General features: G+C 66.9%; 27 protein-coding genes. 13 read left to right on the top strand and 14 right to left on the bottom strand.

The genetic code is table 11. The features are described from left to right. Positions 1 to 78 precede the first annotated feature (78 nt). Positions 79 to 288, top strand: coding sequence for a hypothetical protein (locus BGO20_RS04870; protein WP_291662233.1), 210 nt, complete (start codon positions 79 to 81; stop codon positions 286 to 288). A 4-nt stretch (positions 289 to 292) separates the two neighbouring features. On the opposite strand, the gene BGO20_RS04875 is transcribed toward BGO20_RS04870, so the two are convergent. Both BGO20_RS04875 and BGO20_RS04880 read right to left on the bottom strand, forming a co-directional pair. Continuing rightward, positions 293 to 1,081, bottom strand: a complete 789-nt coding sequence (locus BGO20_RS04875) for a bestrophin-like domain (RefSeq protein ID WP_291662231.1) — start codon at positions 1,079 to 1,081, stop codon at positions 293 to 295. A gap of 81 nt (positions 1,082 to 1,162) precedes the next feature. Continuing rightward, positions 1,163 to 1,432 carry a hypothetical protein gene (locus tag BGO20_RS04880; RefSeq protein WP_291662229.1) on the bottom strand — a complete coding sequence of 90 codons (270 nt, stop codon included), beginning with the start codon at positions 1,430 to 1,432 and terminating at the stop codon, positions 1,163 to 1,165. A gap of 127 nt (positions 1,433 to 1,559) precedes the next feature. On the opposite strand from BGO20_RS04880, the gene BGO20_RS04885 reads away from it, so the two are divergent. Next, a complete protein-coding gene (locus BGO20_RS04885; protein ID WP_291662227.1) occupies positions 1,560 to 1,790 on the top strand; it encodes a hypothetical protein in 231 nt (76 codons plus the stop codon). Beyond that, positions 1,787 to 1,954 carry a hypothetical protein gene (locus BGO20_RS04890; RefSeq protein ID WP_291662225.1) on the top strand — a complete coding sequence of 56 codons (168 nt, stop codon included), beginning with the start codon at positions 1,787 to 1,789 and terminating at the stop codon, positions 1,952 to 1,954. The genes BGO20_RS04885 and BGO20_RS04890 overlap by 4 nt, the downstream gene beginning before the upstream one ends. 27 nt (positions 1,955 to 1,981) lie before the next feature. On the opposite strand, the gene BGO20_RS04895 is transcribed toward BGO20_RS04890, so the two are convergent. Next, positions 1,982 to 2,188: a hypothetical protein gene (locus BGO20_RS04895; protein ID WP_291662223.1), complete on the bottom strand. Its 207-nt coding sequence runs from the start codon at positions 2,186 to 2,188 to the stop codon at positions 1,982 to 1,984. 248 nt (positions 2,189 to 2,436) lie between these two features. On the opposite strand from BGO20_RS04895, the gene BGO20_RS04900 reads away from it, so the two are divergent. After that, the gene (locus BGO20_RS04900) at positions 2,437 to 2,985 is read left to right on the top strand and encodes a PRC-barrel domain-containing protein (RefSeq protein ID WP_291662221.1); all 549 of its coding nucleotides are present in this window, start codon (positions 2,437 to 2,439) and stop codon (positions 2,983 to 2,985) included. 51 nt (positions 2,986 to 3,036) lie between these two features. On the opposite strand, the gene BGO20_RS04905 is transcribed toward BGO20_RS04900, so the two are convergent. Beyond that, the gene (locus BGO20_RS04905) at positions 3,037 to 4,569 is read right to left on the bottom strand and encodes an NAD(P)H-hydrate dehydratase (protein ID WP_291662219.1); all 1,533 of its coding nucleotides are present in this window, start codon (positions 4,567 to 4,569) and stop codon (positions 3,037 to 3,039) included. A 270-nt stretch (positions 4,570 to 4,839) separates the two neighbouring features. Here BGO20_RS04905 and BGO20_RS04910 point away from each other — a divergent pair, with 270 nt between their 5' ends. Both BGO20_RS04910 and glnA read left to right on the top strand, forming a co-directional pair. Then, positions 4,840 to 5,178, top strand: coding sequence for a P-II family nitrogen regulator (locus tag BGO20_RS04910; protein ID WP_089175390.1), 339 nt, complete (start codon positions 4,840 to 4,842; stop codon positions 5,176 to 5,178). Positions 5,179 to 5,275: 97 nt separating this feature from the next. Next, positions 5,276 to 6,685: a type I glutamate--ammonia ligase gene (gene glnA, locus BGO20_RS04915; protein WP_291662215.1), complete on the top strand. Its 1,410-nt coding sequence runs from the start codon at positions 5,276 to 5,278 to the stop codon at positions 6,683 to 6,685. Between the two features lie 126 nt (positions 6,686 to 6,811). On the opposite strand, the gene BGO20_RS04920 is transcribed toward glnA, so the two are convergent. The 5 genes from BGO20_RS04920 to BGO20_RS04940 form a co-directional block, all read right to left on the bottom strand. Continuing rightward, a complete protein-coding gene (locus BGO20_RS04920) occupies positions 6,812 to 8,137 on the bottom strand; it encodes a TIGR03808 family TAT-translocated repetitive protein (RefSeq protein ID WP_291662213.1) in 1,326 nt (441 codons plus the stop codon). A gap of 221 nt (positions 8,138 to 8,358) precedes the next feature. Next, complete coding sequence (locus tag BGO20_RS04925) at positions 8,359 to 9,567, bottom strand: glycosyltransferase family 4 protein (protein WP_291662212.1); 1,209 nt, start codon at positions 9,565 to 9,567, stop codon at positions 8,359 to 8,361. 58 nt (positions 9,568 to 9,625) lie between these two features. Next, positions 9,626 to 10,531 carry a glycosyltransferase family 2 protein gene (locus BGO20_RS04930; RefSeq protein WP_291662210.1) on the bottom strand — a complete coding sequence of 302 codons (906 nt, stop codon included), beginning with the start codon at positions 10,529 to 10,531 and terminating at the stop codon, positions 9,626 to 9,628. A gap of 6 nt (positions 10,532 to 10,537) precedes the next feature. Beyond that, positions 10,538 to 11,920, bottom strand: coding sequence for a polysaccharide biosynthesis protein (locus BGO20_RS04935; RefSeq protein WP_291662208.1), 1,383 nt, complete (start codon positions 11,918 to 11,920; stop codon positions 10,538 to 10,540). Positions 11,921 to 12,057: 137 nt separating this feature from the next. Further along, entirely contained in the window at positions 12,058 to 12,255 is a 198-nt protein-coding gene (locus BGO20_RS04940) for a hypothetical protein (RefSeq protein WP_291662206.1), read from the bottom strand. 288 nt (positions 12,256 to 12,543) lie between these two features. On the opposite strand from BGO20_RS04940, the gene parE reads away from it, so the two are divergent. The 3 genes from parE to BGO20_RS04955 all read left to right on the top strand — a co-directional run bounded on the left by parE (position 12,544) and on the right by BGO20_RS04955 (position 16,086). Beyond that, positions 12,544 to 14,625 carry a DNA topoisomerase IV subunit B gene (gene parE, locus BGO20_RS04945; protein ID WP_291662205.1) on the top strand — a complete coding sequence of 694 codons (2,082 nt, stop codon included), beginning with the start codon at positions 12,544 to 12,546 and terminating at the stop codon, positions 14,623 to 14,625. 162 nt (positions 14,626 to 14,787) lie between these two features. Next, a complete protein-coding gene (locus BGO20_RS04950; protein WP_291662203.1) occupies positions 14,788 to 15,726 on the top strand; it encodes a LysR family transcriptional regulator in 939 nt (312 codons plus the stop codon). 99 nt (positions 15,727 to 15,825) lie between these two features. Further along, positions 15,826 to 16,086: a hypothetical protein gene (locus BGO20_RS04955; RefSeq protein ID WP_291662202.1), complete on the top strand. Its 261-nt coding sequence runs from the start codon at positions 15,826 to 15,828 to the stop codon at positions 16,084 to 16,086. Between the two features lie 13 nt (positions 16,087 to 16,099). Here the strand turns inward: BGO20_RS04955 and BGO20_RS04960 are convergent, their stop codons facing one another. Continuing rightward, positions 16,100 to 16,795, bottom strand: coding sequence for an alpha/beta fold hydrolase (locus BGO20_RS04960; RefSeq protein ID WP_291662201.1), 696 nt, complete (start codon positions 16,793 to 16,795; stop codon positions 16,100 to 16,102). A gap of 162 nt (positions 16,796 to 16,957) precedes the next feature. Here BGO20_RS04960 and BGO20_RS04965 point away from each other — a divergent pair, with 162 nt between their 5' ends. Next, the gene (locus BGO20_RS04965; protein WP_291662200.1) at positions 16,958 to 18,424 is read left to right on the top strand and encodes a DEAD/DEAH box helicase; all 1,467 of its coding nucleotides are present in this window, start codon (positions 16,958 to 16,960) and stop codon (positions 18,422 to 18,424) included. Positions 18,425 to 18,605: 181 nt separating this feature from the next. Continuing rightward, positions 18,606 to 19,658: a GGDEF domain-containing protein gene (locus BGO20_RS04970; RefSeq protein ID WP_291662199.1), complete on the top strand. Its 1,053-nt coding sequence runs from the start codon at positions 18,606 to 18,608 to the stop codon at positions 19,656 to 19,658. Here BGO20_RS04970 and BGO20_RS04975 read toward each other — a convergent pair. Both BGO20_RS04975 and BGO20_RS04980 read right to left on the bottom strand, forming a co-directional pair. Continuing rightward, complete coding sequence (locus tag BGO20_RS04975) at positions 19,618 to 19,974, bottom strand: TfoX/Sxy family protein (protein WP_291662198.1); 357 nt, start codon at positions 19,972 to 19,974, stop codon at positions 19,618 to 19,620. The genes BGO20_RS04970 and BGO20_RS04975 overlap by 41 nt on opposite strands. Before the next feature lie 6 nt (positions 19,975 to 19,980). Then, a complete protein-coding gene (locus BGO20_RS04980) occupies positions 19,981 to 20,367 on the bottom strand; it encodes a HesB/IscA family protein (protein WP_291662197.1) in 387 nt (128 codons plus the stop codon). Positions 20,368 to 20,572: 205 nt separating this feature from the next. Between BGO20_RS04980 and BGO20_RS04985 the strand changes: the two genes are divergently transcribed. Next, complete coding sequence (locus BGO20_RS04985) at positions 20,573 to 21,640, top strand: malate/lactate/ureidoglycolate dehydrogenase (protein ID WP_291662195.1); 1,068 nt, start codon at positions 20,573 to 20,575, stop codon at positions 21,638 to 21,640. Positions 21,641 to 21,644: 4 nt separating this feature from the next. Next, entirely contained in the window at positions 21,645 to 22,004 is a 360-nt protein-coding gene (locus tag BGO20_RS04990) for an MmcQ/YjbR family DNA-binding protein (protein ID WP_291662194.1), read from the top strand. Here the strand turns inward: BGO20_RS04990 and BGO20_RS04995 are convergent. Next, on the bottom strand, positions 22,001 to 22,888 hold the full coding sequence (locus tag BGO20_RS04995; RefSeq protein WP_291662192.1) for a PhzF family phenazine biosynthesis protein: 888 nt from the start codon (positions 22,886 to 22,888) through the stop codon (positions 22,001 to 22,003). The two genes, BGO20_RS04990 and BGO20_RS04995, sit on opposite strands and share 4 nt — an antisense overlap. Positions 22,889 to 22,998: 110 nt before the next feature. Further along, on the bottom strand, positions 22,999 to 23,904 hold the full coding sequence (locus BGO20_RS05000) for a GNAT family N-acetyltransferase (protein ID WP_291662191.1): 906 nt from the start codon (positions 23,902 to 23,904) through the stop codon (positions 22,999 to 23,001). Positions 23,905 to 23,954 lie beyond the last annotated feature (50 nt).

A 23,954-nucleotide genomic window follows, 5' to 3' on the forward strand; every position in this document is an offset into this window, starting at 1 on the left:
CCTCGTCGTCCGGGCTCCCTGCCATCGGCGCGGGCCGGAGACGAGACGCGCCCGAACGTCGGCTCATGGAGACAAACCTTGCCCAAGCTCTGCCAATTCACCTCGCCGCGCGACGGCAAGCCGGTCTATGTCAATCCGGACCGTGTCAGCGTGGTCTACACCCACAAGGGTGAGCCGCCCGATACGATCATCGGTTTCGGCAAGGACTTCATGCTCGGGGTGCAGGAAAGCCTCGAGGAGACCGTCCGCATTCTCCGGTCGGTCGAACCGGCCGGCGACAAGGACTGAACCGTCAGCGGGTCATATCGGCCAGCGCCTGGCGCATCGCCACGCTGCGGATGCCGAACAGGCCGCGATAGGGCTCGGCCAGATCGACGATGACGAACATCACGCTCGCGACGCTGATCACGCCGATCCCGAGCACGATGCCGCTGAGCCGGCGCCGCGGAACCTGCAGGCCGAAGCTCAGGAAGACCAGCGCCAGCCAGAACCCGATGATCCCGACGAACACCCCGCCCTGCGGCCCGTTTCCGTCCTCGATGACGGCCCAGCGCCGCCCCTGCACAGCCACGTAGTCCGCCTGACAGCGCGCCGAGACCGCTGCCCGGCCCGGCGCCGGCGCGCCCGTGTCGATCGCGAGGCCGACCGCCTCCATCATCCCGGCCAGCACCGCATCCTCGCCGCGGATCGCCATGCCGCGGACATCCGGCATGCCGGGCACGGCCGGCGCCGGCTCCAGGGGCCACGTACTGGCGATGACCGCGGCGACGTAGCGGCGCAGGGTCTCGCGGCTCCCGGCCAGCTCGGGCCCCATGTCCCGCAGGCAGCGGTCGAGCCGGGCGAGCTGGGCTGCATAGAGCGAGCGATTCCGGGCCGTCGTGTCGAATGTGGCCCTCGCGGTCGACAATTGCAGGCTCAGCACCAGGGCGGCGAAGGTGACGAGCAGCCCGGTCACGAGGCGAACCGCCTCCATGTTCTCCTTCGACAGATGCTCCTCCGGCAGGCGCGCCCGCAGCGCGATCCCCGCCAGCGCACTCAGGCCGAACAGCAGCAGGAAACCGAGACCGTAGAGAAATTCCATGGCGTCGCCGTTCAGGGCCGGTTGCCCGCGCGATGCTCTCACGGTTGGGGCGGCGAAGCGAGCCCTCCGCCAGGCTCCGTGTCAGCCGAGGCGGCGCGTCACGCCCTTGCCGGGCAATCGGCCATGCGGCGGAGGGGCTGCCGGCAGCAGATAGGCGCCGCCGGCGTGCGGAAGCGCCGGCCAGCCCGGATCGGCATAGCCATTCAGCTCCCAGCAACGCAGCTGCTGGCGTTCCATCTCGGTCGTGGCGTCGGAACAGCGCGACACCTGCGAGCGCTGCCAGAAGGCAGCGGCCGGCTGGGCAGCCAGGATTGCCGCCGCGAGCGAGGCCCCGGCGAGAAACCGAGCCATGATCATCCTCCTCCCGACAGGTCGTGGCCATTCATGCGCGCCCTGCCTTGCAGAAAGCTTAAACGGGCGAGGAACAGCAGACGCCCTTGCGGGTAGTCCTGTTGCAGGCAGAGCAGGGAGACGCCCGATGCGATCGAAGGTTCGGCATGGCGCCAACGCCGGCGAGGATACCCGCCCAGTCTTCGAGATCGAGACCGCAGCGGATCACGAGAGCGCGCGCCATCGCATACGCAGCCTGCGGGACTCGACACGCGACGAGGACGAGGAGCATGAATTGCAGGCTCTCCTCGAAGCGGTGCGGCGCTGGGATGCGCGGCGCCCGGCTGCGATGGACGGAAAGCGGAGGAAGACGCCGTGAAGACACCGATCGTCGTCCACACCGACGAGGACTATGAGCGGGCGCAGCAGCGCGTCGCCGAGCTGAATGCGATGGCCGACAGCGCCGAGAAGGACAAGGAGCTGCAGGCGATCGCCGATGCCATGCTCGCCTTCGAACTGCGGCGCGACGAGCCGGAGGATTGAGCGCATCGTCCTTGGGGCCCGGCGGACTCAGGAATCGTTGCTGGCGTTGAGCTCGTCGGGACGAAGGCCTTCGTCCGGCGTCCCGGAAGCGTCAGGCCGCTGCGCCCGGGCCCAGCGTGCCGCAATCTCCGCCATCACCTCAGCGCGCGAATGTCCCGGGCGCTCCGCCGCGATGTAGCGGTCGAGCGTCGCAGCCACCTCGTCGCCCAGCAACACTGTCACGGAAGTCGGCATCTGATTACTCCATGCGGAACGGGAACAACATCGTTTGCAGGGTGTTGTTCGAACGCAGCATCCGATCACGTCATCGCGATGCAAGCAAGTCGGCAGATCGAATACACCCGTTTTTCGGGTGACGGTCGGAATAACGTCACCTGACGGAATTTCGACGGGCACTCCCGCGGCCGATGACAGACAGAAACTCGTTTAAACTGTCGATTTCGTCACGGCTCTGCCGTGAAGACTATGACAAGGAGGACAAGATGCTTTCACGTCACGTTGCACTGACCTCTGTCGGCTTCGCCCTGCTGACAGCGACCGCTCTCGCGCAGACCAGCGCGCCCACTCCGCCGTCCTCGACCACGAGCCCGGCTCCGGCGGCGAAAGCGGCCAACCCGCCCGACACCAACCTGGCCGGCCAGGGCAAATGGCGGACCAGCAAGCTGATCGGCGTCGACATCTACGGCCCGGACGACAAGAAGGTGGGTGATGTCACCGAGCTGATCGTCGACAAGATGGGCAAGGTGGAGATGGTGACGGTCGGCGTCGGCGGCTTCCTCGGCATCGGTTCGAAGGATGTCGCCATCCCGTTCGATCAGGTGACCTGGAGCGATCAGCCGATGGCGGCTGCCGCCCCGGCCCCCGCCCCGGCGGGCAGCGCCAGCAGCACGGGCACGGCAGGCGGCGGCATGGCTTCGCCGCCGGCGGCATCGGCACCCAAGGCGCCGGCCATGTACCCGGATCACGGCAAGATCTCCATGACCAAGGACCAGCTGAAGGCGGCGCCCGCCGTCAGCTATTCCGGCAGCTAGTTCGCCGGCTCGAAACCGCCCCGGAAACGGGGCGGTTTTTATTGGTCGATATCAGCGTCCCAGCAGTTCACGCAGGAGCGCCGGCACAGCTGGCGGCAGGTCGTCAGCGATCAGGCCGAAGCCGAGCTTCTCGCCGGCGCGGCCATGCATCCAGACGGCCGCGCAGGCCGCCTCGAAGGCCGGCATTCCCTGGGCGAGCAGTCCCGCCACCAGGCCCGCCAGCACGTCGCCGGAGCCGGCGGTCGCGAGAGCCGGCGAACCCGTTGCATTGACGGCCGCCCGCCCATCCGGACTGGCGATGACAGTATCCGCCCCCTTGTAGGCGATGATTGCACCCGTGCGTTCCGCCGCCCTGCGGGCGCGCTCGATCTTGGAGCGCTCTCGCTCGATCTCGGGCTGCGCCGCGAAAAGGCGGCGGAACTCGCCCTCGTGCGGGGTCAGAACGGTTTCCGCCTGCCGCTGCCGCAGCGCCGAGGCCAGCGCCTGATCCGCGGACAGGATGGTGAGCGCATCGGCATCGAGCACCAGCGGCTTGTCGCTGGCGACGATGCCGGCGACGAGTTGCCGCGCTCGAGCGTCGAGGCCGAGGGCCGGCCCGGCGAGGATGCTCGACAGGCGCGGGTCCCCCAGCACCGATTCCAGCCCGGCCTCGTCCGCCAGCGAGCGCTGCATCAGGGCGTCCGGCCCCCTGGACGCATGGGCGATCAGCGCCGCCGGAGCGCAGAGGACCGTGGCGAGGCCAGCGCCGACGCGCAAGGCGGCATGGGCGCCGAGCCGGGGCGCGCCGACGCCTGCGACACCGCCTGCCAGCACCGCCACCGCGCCGCGCGCGAATTTATGCGTGCCGCTGCCATGCCGCGGCAGGCGGCTGCGCCAGAGCTCAGGCTGATTGGCGAAGCTAAGGGGCCGCAGCGCGGCGAGCGCCGTCGCCGCCGGGATCCCGATATCGGCCAGCGTCACCGTTCCGCAGAGATCGCGACCGGGCAGCAGCAGGTGTCCGGGCTTCAGCCGAAAGAATGTCACCGTCTCGACGGCGCGGATGACCGGACCCTCCGCCCGCCCCGTGTCGCCGGAGAGCCCGCTGGGAACGTCGACGGCGATCACCGACCGTCCGGACGCGTTGACCGCCGCGACGGCGTCTGCCGCCTCCCCGTCAAGCGGCCGGCTCAGTCCGGCCCCGAACAGGGCATCGATGAACAGGCCGCTCTCCCCGGTGCTCGCTGCCGGAAGCGGCAGGACCGGCCCGGCCCAGCGCGCCGCGGCGATGGCGGCGTCGCCGCGCAGCGCCGCCGCATCGCCGAGCAGGCCGACCACCACCGCGCATCCCTGCTCGCGCAGCAAACGCGCTGCGACGAAGCCGTCGCCGCCGTTGTTGCCCGGCCCGCAAAGCACCGCGACCTGCGTCGCCGCCGCGCCATGGCGCTGCGCCGCTGCGGCGACCGCGGCCCCTGCCCGCTCCATCAGTTCGATGCCGGCGGAGCCGACGGCGATCGCGATGCGATCCGCCTCGCGCATCTGGTCGGTGGTGAGCAGGGCGAGATCGCTGAAGGGCGGCGCGGCGGGCGGGGTGGAGCCGGATGTCATGGCCCATCATGGCGACAGGTCGCGTCGGCCGACAACAGCCGCCTATCCCGGACATGTCCATTTAATAGGCCGTTGCCGTTTTTTTATGCTGTTTTTTGCCTCATGATCAGGCCGGAGATTGCCGCCTGCCACATGGCGGGGTGCAATCGCCGATGCTATGAGCAGTCATGATGTCCTGCGGAGGCGGGGAAGCGGCAAGCCGCCCCGGTTCCGACGGGCGCGAGCCGGCTTCGGCCGGACCCTGGGGGCGCAAAGGAGGCCGGTCGGCGCATGAAGAAGATCGAAGCGATCATCAAGCCCTTCAAGCTGGACGAGGTGAAGGAAGCGCTTCAGGACGTCGGGCTTCAGGGCATCACCGTTCTCGAGGCCAAGGGCTTCGGCCGCCAGAAGGGCCACACCGAGCTCTATCGCGGCGCTGAATACGTCGTCGACTTCCTGCCCAAGGTGAAGATCGAGATCGTGCTGGCCGACGACATGGTCGAGCGCGCCATCGAGGCGATCGTCAAGGCCGCCCAGACCGGCCGCATCGGCGATGGCAAGATTTTTGTATCGAGCATCGAGGGTGCGATCCGCATCCGTACGGGCGAGACGGGCGCGGACGCGATCTGACGTTTTTTCCGCATCACGGGAATCGAGAGCTGCCGGATGATTTGGACCCATCCGCAGCGCGCGAGTTTGAGAAACTGCTGGCAAGAGGAATGCTGAAATGAAGAGCGCCAAGGATGTCCTCAAGGCGATCAAGGACAACGACGTCAAATACGTCGACTTCCGCTTCACCGACCCGCGCGGCAAGTGGCAGCACGTGACCTTCGACGTCACGATGATCGACGAGGACATCTTCGCCGAAGGCACCATGTTCGACGGCTCCTCGATCGCCGGCTGGAAGGCCATCAACGAGTCCGACATGCTGCTGATGCCGGATCCGACCACCGCCGTGATGGACCCGTTCTTCTCGGCTCCCACGATGGTGATCAACTGCGACGTGCTCGAGCCCGCCACCGGCGAGCCCTACGGCCGTGACCCGCGCGGCATCGCCAAGAAGGCCGAGGCCTATCTGAAGTCGACCGGCATCGGCGACACCGCCTTCTTCGGCCCCGAGGCCGAGTTCTTCGTCTTCGACGACGTCAAGATCGCGGCCGATCCGTACAACACCGGCTTCAAGCTCGACAACGTCGAGCTGCCGATCAACGGCATGACCGAATACGAAGGCGGCAATCTCGGCCACCGCATCGCCACCAAGGGCGGCTACTTCCCGGTTCCCCCGCAGGATTCGGCGCAGGACATGCGTGGCGAGATGCTGGCGGCCATGGCCTCGATGGGCGTCGCCGTCGAGAAGCACCACCACGAGGTCGCCTCGGCCCAGCACGAGCTCGGCATGAAGTTCGACACGCTGGTAAAGACCGCCGACCTGATGCAGGTCTACAAGTACTGCATCCACAACGTCGCCCAGAGCTACGGCAAGACCGCGACCTTCATGCCGAAGCCGATCTTCGGCGACAACGGCTCGGGCATGCACGTCCACCAGTCGATCTGGAAGGGCGGCAAGCCGGTCATGGCCGGCAACAAATACGCCGACCTGTCGCAGGAGTGCCTGTGGTACATCGGCGGCATCATCAAGCACGCCAAGGCGCTGAACGCCTTCACCAACCCCTCGACCAACTCCTACAAGCGCCTCGTCCCGGGCTATGAGGCTCCGGTGCTGCTCGCCTATTCGGCGCGCAACCGCTCGGCCTCCTGCCGTATTCCGTGGACGACCTCGCCGAAGGCCAAGCGCGTCGAGGTCCGCTTCCCCGATCCGATGGCGAACCCCTACCTCGCCTTCTCGGCCATGCTGATGGCCGGCCTCGACGGCATCGTCAACAAGATCGACCCCGGCCCGGCGATGGACAAGGACCTCTACGACCTGCCGCCGCGCGAGCTGAAGAAGATCCCGACGGTCTGCGGTTCGCTGCGCGAGGCGCTGGAGTCGCTCAAGAAGGACAACGCCTTCCTCAAGGCCGGCGGCGTCTTCAACGACGACTTCATCGAGAGCTATATCGAGCTCAAGATGCAGGATGTGGCGCGCTTCGAGATGACGCCGCACCCGGTCGAGTTCGCGATGTACTATTCCTACTGAGGGCTCGGCCGGCTCCCGCAGGAGCCGGCCACGGATTCCTCCCGGCCGCAGCGACGCGGCGACCTTGCACCGGGGCGGCGACGCCCCGGTTTTTTGTCGGGCTGTATTGCGACGGGTCAGGCCGGCCTAAAGATAGCGATTATGGCCGAAGGTGACGCTGCCGACGGTGGTGGCGAGATCGTTGCCGTATTCGGCGGTGCCATACCGATTCCACCACGTACCATCGAAGACCGTGGGCACGATACCGCCAACGCTAGCGCTTCTCACGATGTTGCCGGAAACGACTACCGATCGCCCGCTCGCTGATACAGCATAGTTCGACACGCCCACACCGATCTGTGCGCTCCGAATCAAATTTCCAGTGATAACAAGATCTCGGGCGCCTTCATTGGTGCCGGCCTGAATGCCGCCTTTGCCAACATTTTCAATCAAATTACCTGATACTACGCAATCTTGCTCAACAACAATCCCGTTACCACTTTCGGTTATGTTTGAAATTCGATTTCCTTCTACAACTACACTACGAGAAATACCATCATTATAATATCCAGAATTTGCAACATAAACACCGCCGCCTGCTCTATCGACACTGTTATTGGAAACGATGCAACCAGTTAGGTCGACTCCTGCGCCAGGCGCTTCGATAAAAATAGCCACCTCTTCTGCGGAGTAGATATTATTGTTTCCAACATTACACAAACCACCGCCATTACATCGCACCGCGGAATATTTAACATTGAAGACCTTGTTGTCAGTGATCGTGACACCGATAGCTCGGAATACACTGATGCCATTGCCGTTCTGCCCGCTGCCGCCGGCCGCCGCGGCAACGCCATTGATCAGGTTCCCGGTAATCGTAGAGCTATCGCCAGAGACTGCGTCACGCCAAACGGCAATACCGTTATTCTGCACATTGGCAATCGTATTATTCAAAGCTTTGATATTGCCATTCTCACTCCAGATTCCAACTAAATGATTAAAAAAATTACAAGAGCTAATAACAGCATTCGCGCTCCTCACATAGACACCAACTCCCGTCGAATTTATAATTTCACAATTTTCAAAGTAAATTTCCTGTGCATTATCTACGACAGAAATAAAAGCTGGGCGACCGGACTCGTTATTCGTCAAAATTCTGTCTTGTCCATCGAAGGTAACGCCATCGAAATAGACATAGCGCTGCCCACCAATTCGTAAGAACCCGTCTGTTCCGATAAAGCGCAACACTACCGAACCGGGAATTGCTCTTACGAAGAGCGGCTTTCCGTCCCCATTACTGGAAAGAACCGTAACCGTATCAGAATCATAAACGCCGGGCTGAAAAAAAAGAGGCCTCCCCTGACTGCGAGCAAAATTAAAGACGGCCTGAAGGCCGGTGAAATCGGTCCATCCGGAGGTGGCCGCATCTGTCCGTACAATCACAACATCGTCGAACAACGCAAAAGAAGGCATAAAACGATCTCCTCTTGAACAAAACAAGAACATCATTAATGAAGGATTATAATCCTGTCAAGAGACATTGAGCCTACCTGTGGAAGCGTGATACAGAGTGAGAACAGATCGGACCGGGATTCATCGCCCTTGGCCCGACAGCACCGGCTCGCGGCAAGCTGCGGCCCCGGTGGCGTAGCAATCTCAATTTCAATGGATCAAGAGCACGCTTCTGCATGCCTTTAGCCGAGGAGATGGCGGTAGCTCTCCAGCGTGCGCTCGACGTGTCGGACGGTCGTCAGCGGATCGGCCCAGTAACGGCGATAGGCTGCGGTGCCCATCTCATTCGCGCAGGCATCGTCCTTCAGCCGGGCGAGTGCGGCCGATAGCCCGGCGACGTCGCCACCGTCGACAAGAATGCCATCTTCCCCGTCGACGATCCAACTCGCCGGTCCTGTCGTTCGCGCCAGCACGACCGGCACACCGAGCGAACGCGCCTCGGCGATGACCAGCGGGCCGGGTTCGTACCAGAGCGAGGGCAGCACCAGGCAGCGCGCCTGCGCGATCTCGTCGAAAACCCGCTCGGCCGGCACCCAGCCGCGAATCTCGGCCTGTGGATTGATCCGCGCGATATCCCCGGCGAGCGGTCCCTCTCCGACGAAGCGCACCGGCATGCCGGCATCGGCCGCGGCCTGTGCCAGTACGTCGCCGGCCTTTTCCTGAGTGAAGCGCCCGAGGAACAGCGCATGCCGGTTGGCGGCTACGTCGGCGGGCTGGCGCCTCGGCGCCTCCATCATGTTCTCGACAACGACATGGTGTGCCCGCTTCGGCAAAAAAGGTTCGGCGAAGCGGCCGGCGAAATCGCTGACATGGATAAAGAGCGGAGCCTTGAGCTTGCCCATCGCCTCGTCGAAACGCCATTGCCGCGCCACCCGGACGAGCTTGTGAAGATAGGACGCTCGGTCGCAATGGCTGCTGATGCAGCCGGCCGACATCGGCTTCCGACGGCATGGCGCGTTGGCCTTGAAATCGAAATAGCCGCCGACCGGGCAGAAGGAGAAATAGTCGTGCATGGTGATCGCGACCGGCAGCCCGCTTTCGCCGGCGGCCGCGATGGCCGCCGGGCTGAAAGCCTTGGTCCACTGATGCAGGTGTACGAGCGTATCATGGCGCGGCTGGCGCGCGAGAAGTTCGCTCAGGAAGCGATAGGCCCGCGCGTTCCAGATGCCCTGGCGCGCTGCGGCGATCTTGCTACCGACCTGCCAGATTTCCTCCCCCGCGAATTGTTCAACCCTGATCAGGGGATGGAGGAGTCTTTCGGAAACCGGACCGATCGCGCAAGCGAACACGATCTCGACGCCCGCCCCGGCCAAGCCGCGGGCACTCTCGATTGCGACCTTGGCGGCGCCCCCGTTGACCGAACCGAAATCGCTGATGATGACGGCGCGCATGAAAACTCCCTGGTGGTCGCTCCGGCGCATATGCAGAACCGCCGGCGGCCGAGCTAGCTCAGCCGAGCGTCAGGATGCGGCGCGGATCCAACCGCCCGCGAAGCAGGTCCAGTAGCGCAACCAGATTGCCCTTCAGACGCCCGCGCCGATCGACCTGACCTTGGGGGCCCAAGCTGCCGAACAGATTAGCCGCGACATTGCCGAACAAGAACCGCACACCTCGTGGCCAGCGCATCGTACCCTTCCGAATCACATAGACCGGATTGGCAATCTGCGAGTAGCCGAAGCGCAGACCTGAGTTGCGGCCACGCTTTACGCCACAATGCACCCCACGCAGCGCCGTGGAGTGCACGATCCGCCCCCACCCGGCGAGCTGTCCCGAAAAATCAACGTCTTCGTGCCAGCCGTAGAGCGGTAGGTTTTCATCAAAACGCGCCCCGGCGCGGCGGATTGCGGCCATGCGAAACGCCATGTTGCAGCCATGGGTGATCTCGACCGAGGACAGCTTCCCATTTTCCGGCGCCGTGTCGCCCGCCAGGATCGCCAGGGCTTCCGGCCGCTCGATTCCGGGGCCGCGGATGCCGTCGGCCAGGAGAAGGCCTGTTGCCCCGACGACATCCGGGTTCTCCCGAAACAGCCGCTCCGTCTCGGCCAGGAAACGCTCCGCCGGCAGGTAGTCGTCGTCGAGGAACACGATCAGATCCGCATCGCCCGCCGCGTCGAGGATTGCGTTGCGCTGCGCGGTCAATCCCTTCGGACCCGTGACGCGCTCAGCCGGCACAGCCAGCCCCGCCGCATGGTCCCAGTCGACATCGTCGCCGGCGGCCGGGCAGATCAGGATGCGATCCGGCCGGCGCTGTTGGCGGTCGATCTGCGCCAGCGTGTCGCGCAGCACCTCGCGGCGGCCGCTGGTCGCGATTCCGACCACGATGTTCATTGGCTTCGTCGGGGATGTGTCGGTCATGCAGCCTCAGCGTGCGATCCAGCGGACGAGGACGAGCAGCGGCCGGGCGCTGAGGGCCGCGGCCACGGTGAGTGCCAGGCCGGCCGAGACCAGCGGATGCCCGGTGGCGAGCCAGCGCGTCGTCAGCCAGGCCAGCAGCAGCGCCGCCGCCGGCAGCAGTACCGGCTGCCAGGGCATGGCGAAGGAGCGCCAGTGCAGGATCAGGAGGCCGGCCGCAGCCGCCGCGCCCGCACCGGCCGCCGCTCCGGCGACGATGGCCAGATCCGCGCCTCCGGACAGCGACGCCGCGACAAAGGCTCCCGCGCAGGTCAGCAGGCAGTCCAGCGTCGCGAGTCCCAGAATGACGGGCAGTCGTCGTTGCAGATGCGCCGGCGTCGGCAGCACCGTTTGCAGGAAGGCGCGTAGCATCGCCATCATCATCACGAAAGGCGCGGTCCGCAGGAAGGACTCACGCAGCGGCGCCGGGATGACGGTCTCGGTCGCGAGGCCGAGCACGGCGATGATGCCCGCGGCGGCGATCAGCGAAAGGCCGACCAGCAGCGCGTAGTAGCGACCGAGCTCGCCCTGGATCGCGTGCGGGTCGCCCTTGCGGTCGAACTGCGCCACGAGCTCCGGAAAGCGGATCGCCTGGAGCGATGAGGTCACCATGACGAAGGGCCTCTGCAGCAGGTCGAGCGCCAGCATGGGGCCGGCCGCCGCGGAGCCCAGAGAGGCGAGCAGCACCGATTTGAGGCCGAGCGGCACGAGCAGCGTCGCCACGCCCGCACCCGCTGAAATCCCGCCATAGACGAGATTGCGCCTGGCGATCTCGCCCGACCAGCGCGCGGTGAGCGGCATCACCCGGCGCGAGCGTATCCAGGCTGTGACGCAGTAGATGAGGTTTCCGGCCAGCACGCCGGCGAGCACATGGGCGAGGTCGGCGCTGACCGCCGCACCCGCGATCGTCGCGCCTGCGACGATGGTCGCCCGCGCGCCCTGAAGCCAGGAGAACAGCCTGAATTCCTGCCGGAAGCGCAGCATGGTCAGGTGGAGCTCACCCGCGCCTTGAAGGATCGCCGCGAGGGCCCCGATCAGGCCCAGGCCGACGGAGGCGCCGAAGAGCGGGGCGAGCAGGGCCGCCAGCAGGCAGATGCAGGCGCTGCCGGCAAGCTCCGCGACGATGACGCCGCGCTCGACCGTCTCGTTCGCCTCGATCGGCCCCGGATAGAACCGGCTGGAGGCGGCACGGATCCACTGGAAGCAGACGATATCGGCAAACTGGACGATCGAGACGAACAGCGAGTAGGCGGCGTAGTCCGACGCCGGCAGCAGATTGGAGACGACGATCAGCAGTCCGAAGGCGAGCAGCGACTGGTAGAAGTAGGCGCCCAACGCAGCGATCTTGGCCATCAGCGGGCCGCCTTGTCAGAGGCAGGCCCGGCCAATCCGCTTGCTGCCGCGTCTGAGCCAGTGCCGGAACGCATGAACCCTCCCCCCATCGCCAAAAAGGGCTTAGGGCAAAAAGGTTGATACTTCGCGGCTATGGCTCAGGAAAAATGCAGCAGGACCAGCCCCGCCCCGGCGGCGGTGGCGGCCAGCCACCAGAGGCCGCGGGTGTGGAGCCAATCGAGACCGGGCTCCGCCCCGATGCGGGCATCCTCGTAACCGAAGGATTCGCCTGCCATGCGCGCGGCGCGCTGAAGCCCGGCCATTCTCGTCACAGGAACCGACTGACGCGACACCACGACGCCCTCCCCCTTAGGCTAATCCTAGCACGTTGCGAATCGCCGCATAGGCCCGATCACAGGCCCATCCTCGACCCCGGCCCTTAACGCGGCCTGAACGATACCGGTTCCTCCGGATATCGGCTCGCTCGATGACCGGTCCATGACGATCTCGGCGGCGACGCTGCTGACAGATGTGGAAGGCGCGGTTTTTATAGCGGGCGGGGCCGTCTATAAGCGGTGGCGCAGCGCGGTCCGGTCCGGAATGCGCTAGAGTTTCATGTTGCGAATCAGGAAGAACGGCGCGCGATGGCGGATGACGGCGATCTTTTCGGCGTAGGAATGGAACGGCCGGCCCCGGCCGGGCCGAAGCCGGAAGCGCGCATGCCTGCCGAAGCGCCGAAGCTCTCGCGCTCCGGCGCCGCTCCGGCTCGCAGCGGCACGCTCTCCGAGGCCGGCTACGATGCCTCCGCCATCGAGGTCCTCGAAGGGCTAGAGCCCGTTCGCCGCCGGCCGGGCATGTATATCGGCGGCACCGACGAGCGCGCCCTCCACCACCTCTTCGCCGAGGTGATCGACAACGCCATGGACGAGGCGGTGGCCGGCCACGCCACCTTCATCGACGTCGAATTGCTGGAAGATGGATCGGTCGCAGTGACCGATAACGGCCGCGGCATCCCGGTCGATCCGCATCCGAAATTCCCCGGCAAGTCGGCGCTCGAGGTCATCATGACGACGCTGCACGCCGGCGGAAAGTTCGACTCCAAGGCCTATGAGACCTCCGGCGGCCTGCACGGCGTCGGCGTCTCGGTGGTCAATGCGCTGTCGGACCGGCTCGAGGTCGAGGTCGCGCGCGGCAAGACGCTCTATCGCCAGCTCTTTTCGCGCGGCCTGCCGCAGGGACCGCTGGAGACGGTGGGCGCCGTCGCCAACCGCCGCGGCACCCGCGTCCGCTTCCACCCGGATGCGCAGATTTTCGGCGAAGGCGCCCATTTCTCCCCGGCCCGGCTGTTCCGCATGGCCCGGTCGAAGGCTTATCTCTTCGGCGGGGTCGAGATCCGCTGGAGTTGCGCACCCGCCCTGCTCAAGCCCGAGGGCGACGTCGCGGCCGAAGCCGTGTTCCGCTTTCCCGGCGGCCTGCGCGACTATCTCGCCGGCGAGATCGAGGGCAAGGACCTCGTCGCCGAGCCGATCTTCTCCGGCAAGATCACCCGGGAGGGCAGCCACGGCTCGCTCGAATGGGCGGTCGCCTGGCTCGCCACCGGCGAGGATGGCTTCGCCTCCTCCTACTGCAACACGATTCCGACGCCGGAGGGCGGCACCCACGAACAGGGCCTGCGCATCGCCCTGCTGCGCGGCCTGCGCGATCACGCCGAGCGGATCGGCCAGTCGAAGCGCATGGCCCAGGTCACGTCGGACGACGTGATGGCGACCTGTGCCGCCATGCTGTCGGTCTTTATCCGGGAGCCGGAGTTCCAGGGCCAGACCAAGGACAAGCTGGCGACGCTGGAAGCATCCCGCATCGTCGAGGGCGCGGTCCGCGACGCCTTCGACCACTGGCTCGCGGCCGCGCCGCAGCAGGCCCTGCGCCTGCTCGACTGGTCGGTGGACCGCGCCGAGGAGCGGCTGCGCCGGCGCCTCGAGAAGGAGGTCTCGCGCAAGACGGCGACGCGCAAGCTCCGCCTGCCGGGAAAGCTCGCCGACTGCTCGAATGCGGGCGCGGCCGGCTCGGAGCTCTTCATCGTCGAGGGCGATTCGGCCGGCGGCTCGGCCAAGCAGGCACGCAACCGCGCCAACCAGGCGATCCTGCCCCTGCGCGGCAAGATCCTCAACGTCGCCAATGCGACGCGCGAGAAGCTGAACCAGAACCAGCAGCTCGCCGATCTCATCCTCGCCCTCGGCTGCGGCATCGGCACCCAGTTCCGCGAGGACGACCTGCGCTACGAGAAGGTCATCGTGATGACGGACGCCGATGTCGACGGCGCCCATATCGCCTCGCTGCTCGTGACCTTCTTCTGGCGCCAGACGCCGAAGCTGATCGAGAAGGGGCATCTCTATCTCGCCGTGCCGCCGCTCTATCGGCTCCAGCACGGCGGCAAGAGCGTCTATGCCCGCAACGACGCCCATAAGGACGAACTGCTCGAAACGGTGTTCAAGGGCAAGAAGCCGGAGATCTCGCGCTTCAAGGGCCTCGGCGAGATGATGCCGCAGCAGCTCAAGGAAACCACGATGGACCCGAGCAAGCGCATCCTGCTCAAGGTCATGGTGGACCACGAGACCAAGGAGGAGACCTCCGAGACGGTCGAGCGGCTGATGGGCAACAAGCCCGAGGCGCGATTCACCTTCATCCAGGAGCGGGCGGCCTTCGCCGGCGAGCTGATCGACCTGTGAACCGCCGCGAGCCCCGCATCTCTGCAGGGCTGCACGCCATCGTCGCCGGGCTGCCGCAAGGCGTTGCGGCTGGCAGGGTTCGCGCATGTCGAACCCTCTCCGCTTCCTGGACCAGCATGACCGCCAGAACCGCTCGCCCCTCGCCGATTGGCCCGTGACCGCGTGGCTGGGGCTCCTCCACCTGCCTCTCGACCCGATGGCGGCCTCGCGGCAGCGGGGCGGGCCTCATGGGACGATATCCGGATCTTCAACGCCATCGCCGTCGGCGGATCGATGGCCGTGGCGGCGGCGCGGCTGGCCCTGAGCGAGGCGACCGTGACGCGCAGGCTCAAGGCCCTCGAGAAGGACCTGGGCCTCCAGCTCTTCCTGCGCGAGGCGAACCGGCTCGTGCCGACCGCGGTCGGGCTGGAGCTGGCCGCCGAAGCGAGCGCGATCGAGGCTGCGGCGCAGCGCTTCGGGCTGCGCGCCGAGGCCGCCCGCACCCTGGCGGACGCCCCTGTCCGGATCACCGCGACGACCTCGATCAGCCTGTTCCTCACCATGCACGCGACTACCGTCTCGCGCGACGCCGGCGGCATCGAGATCGTCATCATCAGCACGCGCAGCCGGCTGAACCTCGCCCGCGGCGAGGCCGACATCGCCCTCAGGATGAGCAAGCCGCCGCAGGAGCCCGGCTACTACGCCCAGAAGATCGGCCGGCTGATGCAGGCGCTCTACTGCCGCCGCGACGTCGACCCCGCCACGGCCCCGATCATCTCGGTCAATCGCGAGACGTCCTCGCGCATCGACAACCACATCGTGGCTTTCGCTGCGGGCCGCCCCATCGCGGCGCGCGTCGGCGATTCGGCGGCGCGCTACGAAAGCATCCGCTCGGCCGGCGCGTTGTCGATGGCGCCCTGCTTCATGGCCGATGCCGATCCCGGCCTGCGGCGCCTGGAGCCGCCGCCCGAGGCGACCGGCGACGACATCTTCCTGCTTTCGCATGACGTCTCGCGCCAGCGAGCCGGAGTGGGCGCAGTGCTGGCGGCGCTGCGGAAGCTGTTCCGCCAGCACTGCGCCCGGCTGGAAGGGCTACCGCTCGAAGACGGTCCCCCGTCGTGACAATTGTCCGTGTCGCAGAAAGCCCGGGCTAACCAAGCTTTTACCGCTGCTGGCGCATCTTCACCCCGTCCCCGTGCAGTCACGGGATGGGAGAGCGCGATGCGCCTGTTCGAACTGTTCTGGAAGAACAACCGCGGCACGATGGCGGCTGACATCGCCAAGGCCGCCGCCGCTATCGCCTTCCTGTCGGTCATCGCCGCCAACTTCGTCTCCAGCCGCACCGTCGGCCTCGACCGGACCGCCCTTGCGCAAGCGAGCCTTCAGGCCTCGAAGCGCCAGCCCGTGGACCCGATGGTCACGGGCTCGATCGGCGGCACGGCCAACGCCACCCGCCTCGATCCCTGCGCCCTGCCCCGCTGATCGGACGCAGGCGTCAGGAGAGCCAGCCGGTCAACTCGTCCGTCACCCGGTCGGGTGCTTCGAGCGTCGACAGATGGCCGCAGCCGGGAATCACGGCGAGCCGCGCCGTCGGCCCGGCCAGCCCTGCAATCTCCTGCGCTTCCGCGACCGGCGTGATCACATCCTCCGCACCGACGAGGACCAATGTCGGCAGCGCGAGCCCCGCCAGTGCCGGCCGCGAATCCGGCCGCTGCATGATAGCCTTCTGCTGGCGGACGAAACCATCGGCGCCGATCTCGTCGGCCATCCGCCGCACCAGCAGCCGCAGCGGCTCGTCCGTCAGCCGGCCCGGCGCCACCAGCCGTTGCCAGAGCAGCGTGGTGACGTTGTCGTAGGCGCCCTTCTCCGCCAGCTCGATCATCTGCGCGCGCGGCTCGTTGCTGTCCGGGGTCGCGGGCTTGGCGCTGGTGTCGAGCAGGGCGAGACGGGTGACGCGATCGGGCGCGCGGCGCAGCACCTCGAACGCGATATAACCGCCCATCGACAGCCCGCAGAGCGCGAAACGCGGCGGCGCGGCGGCCAGAAGGCGCTCGGCGATCGCACCGAGGCTGTCGTCGAGGCTGTGTTCAGCGACGAGAACGAGGCGGCCATCCGCCAGGGCAGGCCATTGCCGGGCATACAGCGCAGCCGTGCAACTGAGGCCGGGAACGAGAACGAGCGGGTCCTTCATCGGGCAAAAAGCGTCCTTTTCTGGCTACGTGATTGACTTTGCCGCATTTTCTTTGCATTCCACACGGGTCCGAAGGCGCGCAGGTCCTGATGTCGCGCCAGCGTGGCGGTTGATGAGCTCATCCCGCCGCGTGTCACCGCCTCTGAAGAAGCGCCATACGCGATGTCATTTGCCGAACTCGGCCTGAGTGAAAAGGTTCTGACGGCTGTCACGGCCGCCGGCTATAGCACGCCAACTCCGATCCAGGCCCAGGCGATTCCGCATGTGCTTGCCCGCAAGGACGTTCTGGGCATCGCCCAGACCGGCACGGGCAAGACGGCGGCCTTCACCCTGCCGATGCTGACGATCCTTGAGACCGGCCGGGCCCGGGCCCGGATGCCGCGAACGCTGATCCTCGAGCCGACGCGCGAGCTCGCCGCGCAGGTCGAGGAGAACTTCACCCGCTACGGCGTCAATCAGAAGCTCTCGGTCGCCCTCCTGATCGGCGGCGTCTCGTTCGGCGACCAGGACGCCAAGATCACCCGCGGCGTCGACGTGCTGATCGCGACGCCCGGCCGCCTGCTCGATCATGTCGAGCGCGGCAAGCTGCTGCTGACCGGCGTCGAGCTCCTCGTCATTGACGAGGCTGACCGCATGCTCGACATGGGCTTCATCCCGGACATCGAGCGGATCTGCAAGCTCGTCCCGTTCACGCGGCAGACACTGTTCTTCACCGCGACCATGCCGCCGGAGATCACCCGCATCTCCGAGCAGTTCCTGCACAATCCGGTCCGGGTCGAGGTCTCGCGCCCCGCGACCGCAGCCACCACCATCACCCAGCGTTTGATCGCTTCCAATCCCCAGGATTTCGAGAAGCGCGAGACACTGCGCCGCCTGATCAAGGGCGCGACCGACCTGCAGAACGCCATCGTCTTCTGCAATCGCAAGCGCGATGTAGCAACGCTTCACAAGTCATTGCAGAAGCATGGCTTTCCGGCCGTCGCCCTGCACGGGGACATGGACCAGTACGCGCGCATGGCGGCGCTCGAATCCTTCCGCACCGGCGAGAATCCGATCCTTGTCGCGTCCGATGTCGCCGCCCGCGGCCTGGACATCCCCGCGGTCAGCCACGTCTTCAATTTCGATGTTCCGACCCATGCCGAGGACTACGTCCATCGCATCGGCCGCACCGGCCGAGCCGGTCGCGAAGGCGCCTCCTTCACGATCGTCACCCGCCATGACGACAAGCTCGTCGCCGCCATCGAGAAGCTGACCGGCCAGAGCATCGCGTTCGAGGGCCCGGGCCTCGACGCCCTGCCGCCCGGCGAGCCACGCGAGGAACGTCGCGGCCGGCGCGACGACAAGCGCTCGGGCTCGTCGCGCGGACGCAGCGAGCGTGGCCGCGGCCGGGGGGATCGCCCGCAGCGCGGCCATGCCGAGGCCGAGCCGTTGCCCACCCCGGAAGCCGCCGAAGCGCCCCGCGACGCCGTCCGCCGCCAGCGCCCGCGAGACGAGGCCGAACCCGTCCGCCCCGGCGCCCCGGAGCGCGAGGTACGGCGGCGCCATCGCGACGACGATGACGGCCCGCAGGTCAAGGGACTCGGCGATCATGTGCCGGCTTTCCTGCTGCGTCCCGCCCGCATCGGTTGACGTTGCGGCATAAACCCGATTTTAACGGGCAATACTTGATATCTGTGTGGTCGCGGCGTGATTGCGTCGCGATGGACGGGCGCATGCCGCCGTAGATACGGACAGGATGTCCCGCTTCGATTGAATGATCGAAGCTGACGTGGCCGAAAGCCGCGACCCGCTTCGCACGGGATGGCATGACATGGACGAGGCTCCGGATTCCGCCCATCACGATCTGGCCGAACGTGTCGTCGCAGCCATGCGACAGCACGGCTCGCCGAGCTATCCCCGGGCCTTCGAGGTCTGGTACGCCCATCTCAGCGACGAGATGCCGGCGGTCACGCTGGCGCTCAACGCCATCCTCGCCGGCAACGACGGCAAGGTGACCGCCGCGGATATCGACAGTCTCTACGAGCGTTTCATCAACACCGAGCGCTTCTCGCGCCAGGCCGAGCGCACCAGCCTGCAGGTGCTCGGCGAAATCGACGCGATGATGGCGCTCGTCGACAAGGCGCTCGGCTCGAGCGAGCTCTATCACGGCCGGTTGACGGCGATGTCCGAGGAGGTCCCGCCCACGACCGACCGGCAGAAGCTGCGGGAATGGGTCGAGGCTCTCGTGCTGTCGACCCGCGAGGAGGTGACCCGCAAGGCGCAGCTCGAGGCCGAGCTGCGCAACAGCTCGAACGAGATCCGCAACCTGCGCGAGGCACTGGAATCCACGCGCGCGGAAGCCCTGACCGACCCGCTGACCGGGCTGGCCAACCGCCGCCATTTCGAAGAGATGCTGCAGAAGTCGATCGATCAGGCGACGCTGCGGCGCGAGCCCTTCGCACTGGTGATGGCCGATATCGACTTCTTCAAGCGCTTCAACGATGCCCACGGCCATCTGACCGGCGACCAGGTGCTGCGCCTCGTGTCGCGCACGATGAAGGACAAGTTCAAGGACAAGGCCATCATCAGCCGCTTCGGCGGCGAGGAGTTCGCGATCATCCTGCCGGAGGCGGATGTGATCGCCGGCAAGTTCGGCGCCGAGACCGTGCGTCAGGCCCTGCTCACGCGCGAGCTGATCAAGCGCTCGACCAACGAGAACCTCGGCCGCATCACCATATCGCTCGGCGTCGCCATGTACCGGCGCGGCGACACGGCCGGCTCCCTCGTCGACCGGGCCGACCAGGCGATGATGCGGGCCAAGCGCGACGGCCGCAACCGCACGGTCACGGAGGAAGCGGTCGAGGTCGCGAGCCGCGTCGCCTGAGGCGCGCACTGTCCAGCGCCGCCTGAACGGCCAGCTTCGTCCAGCGCGCCAATTCGTCGGGGTCGTCCAGCGCGGCCTCCGGCAGACGCCAATAGCCGAGGTCGCGCTCCCGGCCGCGGCCCCGATAGACAAAAGCGTCGCTTCCCGCCGCGGCGAAGTGCGCTCGCGTGGCCGGCGTCGTCTTGAGGAAGAACGTGCCGTCGAAGACGAGCGCGAACATCATCTCGCCGTCGAAAACGCCGAAGCCGCCGAACATCCGGCGCACGCGGACAGGAATCACCGGCGAGAAGATGTCCTGGATCGCCTGCGCGTCCACCGCCGCTCAGGGCGCTGCCGCCGCCTCCGTGCGCGGCCTGATCTCGACCGATTCGCCGCAGCCGCAGGCCGAAACCTGGTTCGGGTTGTTGAAGACGAAGGTCGAGGAAAAGCGATCGGTTTTGAAGTCGAGCTCGGTGCCGAGCAGGAACAGCACCGCCTTCGCGTCGACGATCACGGTCGCGTCCTTCTCGGTGACGACCTCGTCGCCCTTGTTGACCTCGCGGGCGACCTCGAAGGTATATTCCATGCCGGCGCAGCCGCCCTTCTTGACGCCGACCCGAAGGCCGAGCGCCGGCGCCGCCTCGCCCGAGGTCTGCGCCATGATCTCGCGGATGCGGGCAGCGGCTGCATCGGTCAGCGAAATGACCTTCAGCCCGGGAATCGAAAACATCGTGACATCTCCTCGACCGGGTTCAAGGCCCGGTGAAGCGTGATCCTGACGGATAAGATAGGGATTGCCGGCGCTTCCGTCGAGATGCTCTGCGCAGTCGTGCTGCGCCATGCATCGCTGAGCCGGCATCGTCCCGCCCGGCGCATTGCGGTTCCGGCGCCATCATGCACTCTGAGGCGTCTTCGACCTCAGCGCCAGGGAAGCCATGCCCCACCGCCTGCACCGCCCGGAAGCCCTCCGTTCCCTGATCCGTGACATGGTCACCCGAGCCGGCTGGAGCGAGGCCGAGGCGCAAGAGACCGCGGATCATCTCGTGCTTGCCAATCTGAGCGGTCACGACAGCCACGGCGTCGGGATGATCCCTCTTTATTTCCAGTCTCTTGCAGATGGAAACCTCAAGCCCGAATCGAAGGGGACCACGCGCCTCGACGCAGCGCCCTTCCTGATCATCGACGGCAATGTCGCGCTCGGCCAGCCGAATGCGCGCAACGCCGTCGACCGGGCCGTGGCCATGGCCGGCCAGGGCGGCGTCGCCATCGTGAACCTGCTCGATTCGCATCACATCGGCCGCATCGGCCACTATGCCGAGGTGGCGGCCGCGGCCGGCTTGATCTCGTTCTTCTGGGTCAACGTCGCCGGCCGCCCGCCGATCGTCGCGCCCTTCGCCGCCAAGGAGGCGCGCTTCGGCACGAACCCGCATGCGATCGGCATTCCCGTTCCCGGCGGCGAGCCCCTGATCCTCGACTTCGCCACCAGCCGCATGGCGCATGGCAAGGCCCGCGTGGCGCTTAACAAGGGCGAGCAGGTGCCGCCCGGCTACATCATAGACGGCGAAGGCCGCCCGACGACCGACCCGGCCCATGTCTTCGCCAGTCCGGACCACCCGCTCGGCGCGCTGCTGCCCTTCGGAGACCACAAGGGGGCCGGCCTCTCGCTGATCGCCGAACTGCTCTCGGCCGGGCTGATGGGCGCCGCGCGCATCGACCAGAAGCCGCAGAAGAGCTGGATCATCAATTCGCTCTTCGGCGTGCTGATCGACCCGGCCCGGCTCGAGCCCGATGCCGATCTGCGCAAAGGCCGTATAGACAGCTATCTCGCCTTCGTGCGCGCGGCAAAGCCGCAGGATCCTGCCAATCCCGTGCTCGCGCCGGGCGACAAGGAGCGCAAGGTCCGGGCCGAGCGCGGCGCCGCCGGCATCCCGCTCGACGACGAGACCTGGTCGCAGATCAGGGCCGCTGCGGCGCGGCACGGCATCGACGCCGAAAGCTACTGAGACGATGTCGCCCGCCGCCTACAACGCCTTCTGCGCATCGCTGCCGGCCGCGAGCCATGTCGTGCAATGGGGCGGCGCCGATGTCTGGAAGGTCGGCGGCAAGGTCTTCGCCATCGCGCGGGCGCAGGAGGATGGCGAGATGGCAGTGAGCTTCAAATGCTCGCCGATGGCCTTCGATATCCTGAGCGAGCAGCCCGGCCTCAGGCCCGCGCCCTATCTCGCCTCGCGCGGCATGAAATGGATCCAGTGGCTGACGCCGGAAAGCATGCCGGACGATGCCCTCCAGGACTATCTGCGCGAGAGCCACCGCCTCGTCGCCGCCGGGCTGACGAAGCGGGCGCGCGCGGCGCTCGGGCTCGGCTAGAGCACGACCTCGCCCCGGAACATCGGTGCGCAGGCGCCGCCGACGCGCGAGCGGCAACCATCGGCCGCCCGGCGCGAGGTCACGTTCAGCAGGCTCGCCCGGCCCATCTCGACGCCTTGCGTGATCGTGTAGGCCGCTTCCTCGCCGCCATCGAGCGAGAGCAGCAGAGCGCCGAGCGTGGCGCTGGCGCTGCCGGTCGCGGGATCCTCCCAGGTGCCGGCGAGCGGTGCGAACATCCGCGCCCGGATCCGGTTGCCGTCGCGCGCATAGAGGAAGAGCGACAGCCGTCCCTGCAGCTCGGCATGCTGGCGTTCGAGCGCGCGGAAGGCGGCGAGATCGGGTCCGGCACCAGAGAGCGCATCCGGCGCGACCTGCGCCAGGACGAACTTGACGCCGAGCGAAGCCTGGACGGGAGGATGGGCGGCCGTCAGGATGTCGGCGGGCTTCAGCCCTGCGCAGGCGGAAACGCCGGCGACAGGCAGTTCGATCCCGAGCGAGAGCGCCTGTGGCGCGGCGATCACCGCGCCGCTCACCGCGCCGTCCGCATCGCGCTCGACGGCGATCTCGACGAGCCCCGCCATCTGCTCGAAGCGCAGCACGCCGTTGCGGTCGCGCCCATGCCGCGCCAGCACGCAGGCCGTGCCGACATTGGGATGGCCGGCGAAGGGCATCTCCGCGGTGCGGTGGAAGATGCGGACCCGTGCATCGTTCGCCGGATCGTCCGGCGGCAGCACGAAGGTGGTCTCGCTGTAGTTCATCTCCGCTGCGAGCGCCTGCATCTGTGCATCGCTGAGACCGCGCGCATCGGTGAAGACGGCAAGCGGGTTGCCGCCGAACGGCTTGTCGGTGAAGACGTCGACGGTCTCGTAGGGAAAGCTGGGCATGGCGGCTCCGCGCACTCGTGGCGCGCTATTCCTGCCAGCGAAGCTGCATCAGCACCAATGAAGCGATGAGATGCGTTCCATCACCGCCGCGTGCGGCCGGGCATGACCCGCTAGCCGAGAGCCTGGCTGGCGAGCGCGATGCGACGCGGGCCGCCCGGCACCGCCGGCATGTAGGGCGCCTGTCCGAGTCCCATCGAGGTCGCGCTGTCGTGGATCTGCATGCCGTTGGCGGTCAGGAAATGCGTGTAGGCGACGTTGCAGGCCGGCGTGTCGGCGCGCAGGAAATGGCCGGCGTGCGCCTCGACATTGGGGCGCGAGACGGCGATGGCGTCTTCCTCCGTCGCGGCGACGACCGGTCCGATGACGTGCCCCCGTCCGAACGGCCGGCACAGGGCGAAAGCGACGATCTCGCCGTTGCGGACGAGGACGTATCCTCGCGATACCGGCAACAGACTCTGGAACACGCGCGAGCGATCATGGCCGATCGCGAGGCGATCCAGCCGGATCAGGCTTTCGTGATCGCCGGCGACGGCGGCGCGGACCACACCCTCAAACCTGTTCGAGCGCAGGACGCCCGCAGGACCGGGCGCCTCCGGCGCGGCCTCGCCCTGGCATCGCAGGATCTTCTGCTCGTAACCGTAGCCGAGCGAGCGATAGAGCCGTCTGGCCTCCCGGGTGGCGGTCAGGCCGAAGGCGGCGCCGCGATTGAGTTCGTGCGCCTTGTCCATCAGCCAGCGCCCCGCGCCCTGTTCCTGCAGGCGCGGCAAGGTGATGAGCATGCAGACCATCGCGAAGTCGGGTTCGTATCGGAGCCACATCACCGTGCCGACGACCCGTCCGATCTCGTCGACGGCCGCGACGCCCTGGCCGAGCTCGAGCAGCATCTGCCAGTCCGTCTCGCGATGCGGCCACCTGACCGCGACGGAGAGCGCGTGGAGCTGCGCCGGGTCGATCTCCTTGATGTCGCGCAGGGTCAGCTCGAACGTGTCGAGATGCAGTCGAGCGATCGTCTCCAAATCGCAGCCTCCGCCGTGCCCACGGCCTGCCCCGCCGTCGATCCCGGCCG

Origin of the sequence: Allobosea sp. 67-29 (assembly GCF_001898115.1) — a bacterium.
GTDB lineage: Bacteria > Pseudomonadota > Alphaproteobacteria > Rhizobiales > Beijerinckiaceae > Allobosea.